Below are 10,781 nucleotides of genomic sequence, written 5' to 3' on the forward strand. Positions count from 1 at the left end.
GCTCAGAAGAGGAAGTAGCGCTGGGCCATGGGCAGTTCCTCCACGGGGTGCGGTTCGACCCGCTCGCCGTCGATCCGCACCTGGAACTTGTCGGGGTGGACCTCGACCCGGGGCATCGCGTCGTTCTCCCGCATGTCCGCCTTGGTGGTCCGGCGGGTGGAGCCGATGGCGGCGAACTCCTTGCTCAGGCCGAGCTTTTCGGGCAGCCCGTCCTCGATCGCGGCCGGGGTGGTGAAGTTGACGGATCCCGCCGCGGCGGCCCGGCCGAGCGCACCGAACATCGGGCGGGGCAGCACCGGTTGCGGGGTGGGGATGGAGGCGTTGGCGTCGCCCAGCTGCGCGTAGGCGATCTGGCCGCCCTTGAGGACGAGGAGCGGCTTGACGCCGAAGAAGGCGGGTTCCCAGAGCACGAGGTCGGCGAGCTTGCCGGTCTCGACGGAGCCGACGAGGTGGTCCAGGCCCTGCGCGACGGCCGGGTTGATCGTGTACTTGGCGACATAGCGCCGGGCCCGGTGGTTGTCGTCGTCGCCGTCGCCGGGCAGGGCGCCCCGCCGCTTCTTCATGACGTGGGCGGTCTGCCAGGTCCGCATGATCACCTCGCCGATGCGGCCCATCGCCTGGGAGTCCGAGGACATGATCGAGATGGCGCCGAGGTCGTGCAGGATGTCCTCGGCCGCGATCGTCGTGGGCCGGATCCGGGACTCCGCGAAGGCGAGGTCCTCCGGGACGGCCGGGTTGAGGTGGTGGCACACCATCAGCATGTCGAGATGCTCTTTGACGGTGTTGACCGTGTGCGGCCGGGTGGGGTTGGTCGAACTGGGCAGGACGTACGGCTCGGAGACCACGGTGATGATGTCGGGCGCGTGCCCGCCGCCCGCGCCCTCGGTGTGGTACGTGTGGATGGTGCGGCCCGCGATGGCGGCGAGCGTGTCGCCGACGAAGCCGGCCTCGTTCAGGGTGTCGGTGTGGATGGCGAGCTGGGCGCCGGACTCCTCGCAGACGTCCAGACAGGCGTCGATGACGGCGGGGGTGGCACCCCAGTCCTCGTGGACCTTGAACCCCAGTGCGCCGCCCCGCAGTTGGGAGCGCATCGCGTCGCGGGACATCGTGTTGCCCTTGCCGAGCAGACCGATGTTGACCGGGAAGGTGTCCAGGGCCTCGAACATCCGGGCCATGTGCCAGGGTCCCGGGGTGACGGTGGTGGCTTTGGTGCCCTCGGCGGGACCGGTGCCGCCGCCGACGAGGGTGGTGATCCCGGTGGCGAGGGCCTGTTCGACGACGGTCGGCCCGATGAAGTGGACATGGGTGTCCACGGCCCCGGCGGTGACGATGCGCCCGTTGCCGACGATCACCTCGGTCTCGGGGCCGATGACGAGGTCGGGGTGGACCCCGTCCATGGTGTCGGGGTTGCCGGCCTTGCCGAGGGCGGTGATCCGGCCGCCGCGGATGCCGATGTCGGCCTTGACGACGCCCCAGTGGTCGATGACGACCGCGCCGGTGATCACGGTGTCGGGGGCGCCCTCGGCGCGGGTGACACAGGACTGGCCCATCGACTCACGGATGACCTTGCCGCCGCCGAAGACGGCTTCCTCACCGGCCCGGCCAGGGCCGCCGGAGCGGTCCTCCTCGATCCGTACCAGCAGATCGGTGTCGGCGAGCCGGATCCGGTCGCCGGTGGTGGGGCCGAACAGATCGGCGTAGTCGGCGCGGTGCAGCTCAGGCACGGTCGGCTCCGTTCGGGCGGTCCTCGGCGGTCGCGTCGCTCGCGGGGTCCAGCGGGCCGGCCGTCTCGCCGCGCAGGCCCGGTACGAACCGGCGGCCGGCCAGCGGCACCAGCTCGACCTCGACCGGGATGCCGGGCTCGAAGCGTACGGCGGTGCCGGCGGCGATGTGCAGCCGCAGCCCCCGGGCGGCTGCGCGGTCGAACTCGAGACCGGGGTTGACCTCGGCGAAGTGGTAGTGGGAGCCGACCTGGACGGGACGGTCGGCGGTGTTGAGAACGGTGAGGCGGGTGACGGGGCGGCCCTCGTTGAGGACCACCGGGCCGTTCGCGTACAGGATCTCTCCGGGGATCATCGGGTACGGGGCTCCCCCGGGAAGATGGGCTCGTGGACGGTGACGAGCTTGGTGCCGTCCGGGAAGGTGGCCTCGACCTGGACGTCGGGGATCATCTGCGGGACGCCGTCCATGACGTCCTTGCTGGTCAGCACCTTGCGCCCAGAGTCCATCAGCTCCGCGACGGTCCGCCCGTCCCGGGCGCCCTCCAGGACGTGGGCGGTGATGAGGGCGACGGCCTCGGGGTGGTTGAGCTTCACCCCGCGTGCCCGGCGCTTCTCGGCCACGTCGGCCGCGACATGGATGAGCAGCCGCTCCTGCTCGTGGGGGCTGAGTCGCACGCTTCCACCTCGCTGTCGGCACGCCGGGTGTCTCCCGGGACTGCGCCGGACCCTACCCACGCTCGGCATGCCGTCGAACGGGGGCGAGGGGCGTGTTTTGAGAGATTGCGCGTTGCGGCGGAAGTCTTTCCGGACCCCTGACGCGCACTTTGCGTGTCCGTTAACAAGGCGGAGGTGCGGCGCGCGGCACCGGGCGGCGCGGCGGCCCCGACATCAGCCCCGACGGCCCCGACAGCTCGGTTCAGGCGTCGGAGCCGGGCTCGCGATGGTGGGCCGCGATACCGAAGCGGCGCTGTTCGCCCGGAGCGGACGCGGTGTCACGGAGTGTCGACACCGCGCTGATCACCGGCTCGCTCTCGCCCTCCCGCAGGGATTCGAGTCGTTCCAGGTCGGCGGCGGAGACCAGGGCGACCAGGGGCTTGCCGTGCCGGGTGACGACGACGCGCTCGTCGCCGTAGACGACGCGGTTGATCAGATCCGCGAGCTCTGCGCGCGCTTGCGTCACCGGAATCTCGTAGGCCATGCTCCTCATCTTACGGGCTGTACGTCCTGTACATTTTTTACAGAAGGAGGAAAGCCTCATGCAGATGCGCCATGTCCTTCCGGAGTTCACGGAACGCACGTCCTTCGGGGTCCGCACGCTCGATCCGTACGCGAAGCTCTTCGAGGAGCGGATCGTCATGCTGGGCACCCCGGTCGACGAGGCGGCCGCGAACGACGTCATCGCCCAGTTCCTGCACCTGGACTACGCCGCGCCGGAGCGGGTGATCAGCCTCTACATCAACTCCCCCGGCGGCTCGGTCACCGCCATGACCGCGATCTACGACACGATCCGCACGGTGTCGTGCGAGGTGGAGACCATCTGTCTCGGCCAGGCCGCGGGGCCGGCGGCCGTACTCCTCGCGGCGGGAACCCCGGGCCGCCGGCTCGCCCTGCCGCGCGCCCGGATCGTCCTGGAGCCGCCCGCGCTCGACGAACCGGTACAGGGGCAGCCGAGCGATCTCGACATCCAGGCCCGGGAGCTGCTGCGCCAGCGGGATCTGCTCGCCGGGCTGCTCGCCGAGCACACCGGGCGAGAGCGGGCCCGGGTGGACGCCGACATCGACCGGACCACGGTCCTCGACGCGGCGGGCGCGCGGGCGTACGGGCTGGTGGACCAGGTGGTCCGCGGCCGCCACGACACCGGCGGCGCCGACACCGGCACCGGCACCGGCACCGGCACGGGGGACGCCCGGTCCGGGGCCGGGGAAGAGTGAGGCCCCGGTGGTCCCGGAGCTGCCGCCGCTGCCCGCGCTGACGCGCGCCGAGGGCGAGTTCATCGACACGTATCTGGAGGTCGTCGATCTGCTCGGGCGGATCAACCCCGCCCGGACCGGCCACACCTACGGCGCACTCCGGGCCGCGCAGGCGCTGGTCGGCCGGGCGACGGCGCTGCGCGAGGCGCTCACCACGATGCATCTGCGGGGCGAGAACGAGGTGCACGCGGAAACCCTGGCGCGGGCGCTGCGCGTCCTGGACGGTGAGCGGCGCTCGGGGCGGGTCATCATCCCCGGGGAGCGGACTGGTTGACAGCGGCGGGTGTCGTGTCCAGGTCCACTTGGCGCACGAAAATCACATCATCACTCCTTCCTTCGGCGGATCCGACAGGCCGACGGAATGGCCGGACGACTTGCGCGGCGCGTCCATCCGTCCGGCGGACGCGCCGCTCCCCGCCGCTGGTCGGAGCCTCGCCGCCGAAACCCCGCGCGAGCCCCGAACCCCCTTGTCCACTCCAATGGTTCAGTCGTGAGGAGACTCACATATCGCCTTATCCACTCGGTTTTCGGCGGTGTCGTGCGTCAAGATCCCTGTCGACGACAAGCCCCCGCCACCCGAGGCGGGGCGGTCCGGGCGGACGCCGAGTCCTGCCGCCGCCCTGGACGTCTGGTCGACCGGAGTGGACCGGCAGGAGTGGAGGACCCGAGCAACACGGGGCGTCCGAGCGATCGGAGCCGTCCCTCGGGGTGAAGCCGCAGCCGCGGCCGGGCATACTTCGCCTGCCCGAACCCGACAGGTCATCCTTCACAGGCGGCTGACGAAGGGTCGCGCATGACTGCGCAGATGAATGTCCCGTCCCTGCTGTCCCGGGCCGGAGCCGTCTCGGCTCTTACTCTCGCCGCCGTCGGCGGCACGCTGATCGCCCCCGGAGCCGCACCGGCGGCCCAGGCCACCGTGCCCACCTATGCCGACAAGGCGCTGAACATCGCCGCGTCGAAGAAGGGGTCCCCCTACCGCTGGGGGGCCACCGGACCCGGCCAGTTCGACTGTTCGGGTCTGACCCAGTACGCGTTCCGCAAGGCGGGCAAGAAGCTGCCCCGCACCGCGCAGCAGCAGTACAACAAGACACGGCACATCTCCGCCGCGCACCGCCAGAAGGGAGACCTCGTGTTCTTCCACTCCGGTGGGCACGTCTACCACGTGGGGATCTACGCCGGGAACAACAAGATCTGGCACTCCCCCAAGACCGGCTCCTGGGTGAAGCTGGAGCGGATCTGGACCTGGAAGGTGCTGTACGGGCGCGTGCGCTGACCCGGCCCGGCGTCGCCCGCCTCCTCCGCAGCCGCCCGGACCGGCCCCGGCTCGTACCCCGTCCTCGGCCCCGGCTCGTACCCCGTCCTCGGCCCGGGGCCGCGCGGGTCAGCCGGATGCGGGACCGGGGGCGGGCCAGGGCAGTGTGATCCACACGGTCTTGCCGCCCTCGTCCGTCGGCGTGACCGACATCCGTACGCCGGCCTCGGCGGCCGGCGTACGGATGATCCCCAGGCCCCGGCCGTTGTCCTGCTGGACGGCGGCCGGGAGCCGCCGGGGCCACCGGGGGTGGCCGTCGGTCACCCCGATCCGCAGCCGCGCATGGCGCTCCAGGCGGACGTCGAGCGTGAAGACGGGCGACTGGCCGCGGGTGTGCTGGACGGCGTTGGTCGCCGGCTCCGACACCATCAGGAGCAGCGCGCCCGCCGTCCCGCCCGTCTCGTCGAGCCCCCAGGAGGACAGCACCTGACGGGCGAACCGCCGCGCGGCGGGTACCGACACGGGCGCGCTCGGCAGGGTGAGGGTCACCTCCTGGTGGTCCGCCATGACGTCACCGCCCCTTTCCCACCGGGCCGGCCCGGCGTGCGCTCCGCGTCAGAGTGCCACCGATCCCTCGTCCGGACGGCGTTCCACTCGGATATACGGATCTATGTCGCCCGAAGCGGTGAACGCTGCGCCGCGCGACCGGAGGCGGCCCCGTACCGGGCCTTCCCGGCCCCGTACCGGATCTCTCCCGGGCCCGCCGCGCCCCGCCATGCTGCCTCCGTCAAAGCGGCCGAGTCAGGCGACGAAGCCGATGACGCCGAATCCGGGACGGGACGCGGCCATCCGGAGCCAGCCGATCACGCTCATGACGGCCTCCACGACCTCGGGCTCCAGCGGCGGCGCGTGCCCGTCCCGCTTGGTCTGCTCGAACTCCTCCAGCGCTGCCACGCAGCTCTCATGTGTCCACTCCCCGCAGCGCGGCAGGTCGTAGCCGGGTATGCCGGCCGGCAGACCGCCGAAGTACCCCAGCTCCGCCACCGACACGGCCGTGACGCGCAGCGCCTTCATCCCCTCGTCGACCATCTCCAGCCAGTCGCCGCGGAACGGGCAGAAGGAGGAGTTGTCCAGGAAGAAGCCGGTCAGGCCGCAGAGCCGCTTGTACGCGTAGCCGTACTGGAAGGAGTGCTCGTCGTCCGCGTCGTACGGCCCCCCGTGCACCACGGCCGTGAGCGCTTCGAACGCGGTCGGCGCGCCGTCCTCGATCTGGTCGGAGAACCAGTCGTCGTCCCGGGCGAGGTCGTCGGCGAACCGGTCGCGGATCGTCGCGAGCAGCTGCTCGTCCTTCGAGCCGACGAGGGCATGGGTGGCGGGGATGTCGAGGAGATAGGCAGTCAGGCAGGAACTCATGCTTTCAACCTAGCGAGTTGCACTGACACCGGGCCTGGGCCGCCTCAGAGACCCGTCGCCAGCGCGAGGCCTACGAGAACGAGGACCGGGCTTCCCAGCATGACGAGCGCCCCCACCAGCCTGAAGAACCACGGCCCGAACCGCGAGGGCCGGGTGAGCCGCAAGTCCATCGTGTGGGCGGCGGTCACCGCCCGCACGGCATTGCGCCGGGCAACGGCCTTGTCCGCCGTGCCGCGCAGGTTGAACGCGTGCATGGCCCCCCAGCAGATACCGGCCAGCCCGAGCACGGACAGCACGATTCCAGCGATCATGAGTACCCCTCCCCACCGGCCACCCCTCGCAGCCGTCGCCGGATTCTGCCGCTCCTCCCGGGGAAACGGAAAACGATCATGAAACGGGTCTCAGGACGTGGTCACTGTCCCCGTCCGCACGCATCCGCCGGAGCCGTCCGCACCACGACCCCGACGGCCCGCTCGATCTGTTCCTCGGTCAGGTCCGCGCGGGCCGTCAGCCGCAGCCGGGAGACGCCGTCGGGGACGGACGGCGGGCGGAAGCAGCCGACGGCCAGGCCCTGTTCGCGGCAGTCGGCGGCCCAGCGCAGGGCTTCGGCCGGGCCCGGCGCGCGGACCGAGACCACGGCGGCGTCGGGGCGGGCGGCGCTCAACCCGGCTCCGGTGAGCCGGTGGTGGAGGGTGGCCGCGACGGTACGGGCGCGGGCGGCGAGGTCCGGTTCGGCGGCGAGCAGCCGCAGGCTCGCGAGCGCCGCGCCCGCCGCGGCCGGCGCGAGGCCGGTGTCGAAGATGAAGGTACGGGCGGTGTTGACGAGATGGTCGATCACCCGGGCGGGTCCGAGCACCGCACCGCCCTGGCTGCCCAGCGACTTGGAGAGGGTGAGGGTCGCGACCACGTCGGGCGCGCCCGCGAGGCCCGCCTCGCGGGCCGCGCCGCGACCGCCGTCGCCGAGGACGCCGAATCCGTGCGCGTCGTCCACGACCAGTCCGGCACCGTACTCCCGGCAGGCCGCCGCGAGTTCACCGAGCGGCGCCCGGTCGCCGTCCACGGAGAAGACGGAGTCGCTGACCACCAGGGACCGGCGCCCCGGGTGCGCGGCGAGCGCCTTGGCGACGGCCGCCGGGTCGGCGTGCGGAACCACCGCGGTCGTGGCGCGCGCCAGGCGGCAACCGTCCACGATCGAGGCGTGGTTGGCGGCGTCGGAGACGATCAGTCCGTCCCGGTCGCCGGACAGCGCGGTGAGGGCCGCCAGGTTCGCCGCGTAGCCGGAGGAAAGGACGAGAGCCGCCTCGAATCCGCAGAACGCGGCGAGTTCGCGTTCCAGGCGGGTGTGCAGATCGGTGGAGCCGGTGACCAGACGGGAGCCGGTGGCGCCCGCGCCCCAGCGGCGGGCGGCGTCCGCCGCCGCCTCGGTGACCCGGGGATGGCGGGTCAGTCCCAGGTAGTCGTTGCCCGCGAGGTCGAGGAGTCCGCAGTCGGCGGCACGCGGGCGCAGGGTGCGCACCAGGCCCGCATCGGCCCGTCGCACGGCCGCTTCCCCGGTCCAGTCGAAGGCGGCCCGGCGCGGATCCGGTGTCTGCTCCGCGTCGTTCGGGCGGGCCTTCCCGGAGCCTTCCGGGTGCGTGGCGCCGGGGTCGGCGGCGTACGGCGGCATGGCGGGTCCTTTTGTAGGCAGCGCACAGACCTTAACCGGACACCGCCGAGGTCAGGGTGTGGTCATGCACACACCTCGCTCGGTGCCGTTTGTTCGGATCCTCCTTGGCCTGAGGGTGGGTCGTGCGCCAGGATCATCCCTTATGGACCTGCTGAACACGCTGGTGGACAAGGGGCTTCGGCGCGTGTCGCCGACCCGTGACGAGGCGCTCGCCGTACTGGCGACCTCCGACGACGAACTGCTCGATGTGGTGGCCGCGGCCGGCCGGGTGCGGCGCCACTGGTACGGGCGGCGGGTGAAGCTCAACTATCTCGTCAACCTGAAGTCCGGGCTGTGCCCCGAGGACTGCTCGTACTGCTCCCAGCGGCTCGGCTCCGAGGCCGGGATCCTGAAGTACACCTGGCTGAAGCCCGAAGAGGCGTCCGAGGCGGCGGCGGCCGGGCTGGCCGGCGGGGCGAAGCGGGTGTGTCTGGTGGCGAGCGGGCGCGGCCCCACGGACCGGGACGTGGAGCGGGTCGGCCGGACCATCGAGGCCATCAAGGAGCAGAACGAGGGCGTGGAAGTCTGCGCTTGCCTCGGGCTGCTGTCGGACGGTCAGGCGGAGCGGCTGAAGGCGGCCGGCGCCGACGCGTACAACCACAACCTCAACACCTCCGAGGCGACGTACGGGGACATCACCACCACCCACACCTACGCGGACCGGGTGGACACGGTGGAGAAGGCGCACGCCGCCGGTCTGTCCGCCTGTTCCGGCCTGATCGCGGGCATGGGCGAGAGCGACGAGGACCTGGTCGACGTGGTGTTCGCGCTGCGTGCGCTCGACCCGGACTCGGTGCCCGTCAACTTCCTGATCCCGTTCGAGGGCACGCCGCTGGCCAAGGAGTGGAACCTCACGCCGCAGCGCTGTCTGCGGATCCTGGCGATGGTGCGGTTCGTCTGCCCCGACGCCGAGGTGCGGATCGCGGGCGGGCGCGAGGTGCATCTGCGCACGATGCAGCCGCTGGCGCTGCACCTGGCGAACTCGATCTTCCTCGGCGACTACCTCACCAGCGAGGGCCAGGCCGGCAGGGCGGACCTGGAGATGATCGCGGACGCCGGTTTCGAGGTGGAGGGCGCCGACACGACCACTCTGCCGGCGCACCGGACGGACGCGGGGTGCGGGAGCCGCGCGGTGCGGACGGCGGAAGCTGCGGAAACGGCCGCCGGGGCCGATGAGGCCGGGGCGGCGGGCGGGTGCGGTGGGCACGCGGCCGCCGGTGGCGGTTGCGGGCCGTGCGGCGGGGGCGCGGCGCACGGGGCATGCGGTACGCAGACCGTGTCCGGGGCCGAGGAGACGGCCGGGGCGGCGGAGGCTGCGGCGGCTTCGGGCGCCCGGCCCGATCTGGTGGCGGTGCGCCGTCGCGGCGCGGGGACGGACCTCGCACCGAATGCGTAACGACGAACTCCTCGCCCTGGACCGGGCGCACGTCTGGCATCCGTACGGCCCCATGCCGGGCCGCACGGACCCGCTGGTCGTGGCGTCCGCGTCCGGGGTACGGCTGCGGCTCGCCGAACCCGCCGAGGGACAGCATGAGTTGATCGACGGAATGTCGTCGTGGTGGTCCGCGGTGCACGGCTACAACCATCCGGTCCTCAACGCGGCGGCGCGTGCGCAGCTCGACCGGATGAGCCATGTGATGTTCGGCGGGCTCACCCACGAGCCGGCCGTGCGGCTCGCCGCCCGGCTCGTCGAGATCACCCCGGAGCCACTGCGGCATGTCTTCCTCAGCGACTCCGGGTCGGTCGCGGTCGAGGTCGCGGTGAAGATGTGCCTGCAGTACTGGCGTTCGGCCGGACGGCCCGCGAAGCGGCGGCTGCTCACCTGGCGCGGCGGCTACCACGGCGACACCTGGCAGCCGATGTCGGTGTGCGATCCCGAGGGCGGCATGCACGAGTTGTGGTCCGGCGCGCTGCCGGAGCAGATCTTCGTGGACGCGCCCCCGGCGGCGTACGAGGAGGCGTACGCGCGGCGGCTGCGGGACGCGATCGCGCGGCACGCCGACGAGCTGGCGGCGGTGATCGTGGAGCCCGTGGTGCAGGGCGCGGGCGGCATGCGTTTCCACGCGCCCGCTTATCTGCGGGAGCTGCGGGAGGCGTGCGACGCGCACGGCGTCCTGCTGGTGTTCGACGAGATCGCCACCGGCTTCGGGCGTACGGGGGAGCTGTTCGCGGCCGGTCACGCGGGGGTCGCGCCGGATGTCATGTGCGTGGGCAAGGCGTTGACCGGTGGCTATCTGTCGATGGCGGCGACCCTGTGCACGAGCCGGGTCGCGGACGGCATCTCGCGCGGCGAGGTCCCGGTGCTCGCCCACGGCCCCACCTTCATGGGCAATCCGCTCGCCTCCGCGATCGCCCTCGCCTCGCTCGACCTGCTGCTCGGACAGGACTGGAAGGGCGAGGTCCGGCGGATCGAGGCGGGGCTGCGCGCGGGGCTTGCCGAGGTGTCTGCGATACCCGGAGTCCGCGACGTGCGGGTCCTCGGGGCGATCGGGGTGGTGCAGCTCGACCACGAGGTCGACGTGCCGGCGGCGACGCGGGCGGCGGTGCGGGAGGGCGTGTGGCTCCGGCCGTTCCGCGATCTGATCTACACGATGCCGCCGTTCGTGACGGGGGACGAGGACGTGGCGCGGATCTGCGCGGGGGTCCGGGCGGCGGCCCGCGCCGGCTGAGCGACCGAAGCCGGCGCCTCCGGTGCGCCGGCCCGCCCGGGGTGCCCGGGG

At 72.4% G+C, this 10,781-nt stretch carries 13 protein-coding genes and 1 riboswitch; of the genes, 5 read left to right on the plus strand and 8 right to left on the minus strand.

Translation table 11 applies throughout. From position 1 onward, the window contains the following. Positions 1-2 precede the first annotated feature (2 nt). The 4 genes from ACGFRB_RS30200 to ACGFRB_RS30215 form a co-directional block, all read right to left on the minus strand. Complete coding sequence (locus ACGFRB_RS30200; RefSeq protein WP_393247559.1) at positions 3-1,724, minus strand: urease subunit alpha; 1,722 nt, start codon at positions 1,722-1,724, stop codon at positions 3-5. Then, positions 1,717-2,076 (minus strand): urease subunit beta, encoded by a 360-nt coding sequence (locus tag ACGFRB_RS30205; protein WP_393247561.1) that lies wholly within the window; start codon positions 2,074-2,076, stop codon positions 1,717-1,719. Before ACGFRB_RS30205 ends, ACGFRB_RS30200 begins: the two co-directional genes overlap by 8 nt. Beyond that, on the minus strand, positions 2,073-2,396 hold the full coding sequence (locus ACGFRB_RS30210; RefSeq protein ID WP_363007803.1) for an urease subunit gamma: 324 nt from the start codon (positions 2,394-2,396) through the stop codon (positions 2,073-2,075). Before ACGFRB_RS30210 ends, ACGFRB_RS30205 begins: the two co-directional genes overlap by 4 nt. 241 nt (positions 2,397-2,637) lie before the next feature. After that, positions 2,638-2,919, minus strand: coding sequence for a type II toxin-antitoxin system Phd/YefM family antitoxin (locus ACGFRB_RS30215; RefSeq protein ID WP_363007801.1), 282 nt, complete (start codon positions 2,917-2,919; stop codon positions 2,638-2,640). Between the two features lie 58 nt (positions 2,920-2,977). Between ACGFRB_RS30215 and ACGFRB_RS30220 the strand changes: the two genes are divergently transcribed. The 3 genes from ACGFRB_RS30220 (at position 2,978) to ACGFRB_RS30230 (ending at position 4,964) form a co-directional block, all read left to right on the plus strand. Next, positions 2,978-3,652 (plus strand): ATP-dependent Clp protease proteolytic subunit, encoded by a 675-nt coding sequence (locus ACGFRB_RS30220; protein ID WP_393247563.1) that lies wholly within the window; start codon positions 2,978-2,980, stop codon positions 3,650-3,652. Positions 3,653-3,659: 7 nt separating this feature from the next. Continuing rightward, a complete protein-coding gene (locus ACGFRB_RS30225; RefSeq protein WP_363007797.1) occupies positions 3,660-3,965 on the plus strand; it encodes a hypothetical protein in 306 nt (101 codons plus the stop codon). Positions 3,966-4,315: 350 nt separating this feature from the next. After that, positions 4,316-4,481, plus strand: a riboswitch (cyclic di-AMP (ydaO/yuaA leader). A gap of 3 nt (positions 4,482-4,484) precedes the next feature. Beyond that, positions 4,485-4,964: a C40 family peptidase gene (locus ACGFRB_RS30230; RefSeq protein ID WP_393247565.1), complete on the plus strand. Its 480-nt coding sequence runs from the start codon at positions 4,485-4,487 to the stop codon at positions 4,962-4,964. Positions 4,965-5,072: 108 nt separating this feature from the next. Here the strand turns inward: ACGFRB_RS30230 and ACGFRB_RS30235 are convergent, their stop codons facing one another. The 4 genes from ACGFRB_RS30235 to ACGFRB_RS30250 all read right to left on the minus strand — a co-directional run bounded on the left by ACGFRB_RS30235 (position 5,073) and on the right by ACGFRB_RS30250 (position 8,022). Further along, on the minus strand, positions 5,073-5,510 hold the full coding sequence (locus ACGFRB_RS30235) for an ATP-binding protein (RefSeq protein WP_393247567.1): 438 nt from the start codon (positions 5,508-5,510) through the stop codon (positions 5,073-5,075). A 234-nt stretch (positions 5,511-5,744) separates the two neighbouring features. Next, positions 5,745-6,356 carry a hypothetical protein gene (locus tag ACGFRB_RS30240; RefSeq protein WP_393247569.1) on the minus strand — a complete coding sequence of 204 codons (612 nt, stop codon included), beginning with the start codon at positions 6,354-6,356 and terminating at the stop codon, positions 5,745-5,747. 44 nt (positions 6,357-6,400) lie between these two features. Then, the gene (locus tag ACGFRB_RS30245; protein ID WP_393247570.1) at positions 6,401-6,667 is read right to left on the minus strand and encodes a hypothetical protein; all 267 of its coding nucleotides are present in this window, start codon (positions 6,665-6,667) and stop codon (positions 6,401-6,403) included. 101 nt (positions 6,668-6,768) lie between these two features. Further along, positions 6,769-8,022 carry an 8-amino-7-oxononanoate synthase gene (locus ACGFRB_RS30250; protein ID WP_393247572.1) on the minus strand — a complete coding sequence of 418 codons (1,254 nt, stop codon included), beginning with the start codon at positions 8,020-8,022 and terminating at the stop codon, positions 6,769-6,771. A gap of 142 nt (positions 8,023-8,164) precedes the next feature. On the opposite strand from ACGFRB_RS30250, the gene bioB reads away from it, so the two are divergent. After that, a complete protein-coding gene (gene bioB / locus ACGFRB_RS30255) occupies positions 8,165-9,457 on the plus strand; it encodes a biotin synthase BioB (RefSeq protein WP_393247574.1) in 1,293 nt (430 codons plus the stop codon). Next, on the plus strand, positions 9,450-10,730 hold the full coding sequence (locus tag ACGFRB_RS30260) for an adenosylmethionine--8-amino-7-oxononanoate transaminase (protein WP_393247576.1): 1,281 nt from the start codon (positions 9,450-9,452) through the stop codon (positions 10,728-10,730). Before bioB ends, ACGFRB_RS30260 begins: the two co-directional genes overlap by 8 nt. The last annotated feature ends 51 nt before the right edge of the window (positions 10,731-10,781 follow it).

It is taken from the genome of Streptomyces sp. NPDC048718 (assembly GCF_043198875.1).
Classification (GTDB): domain Bacteria; phylum Actinomycetota; class Actinomycetes; order Streptomycetales; family Streptomycetaceae; genus Streptomyces.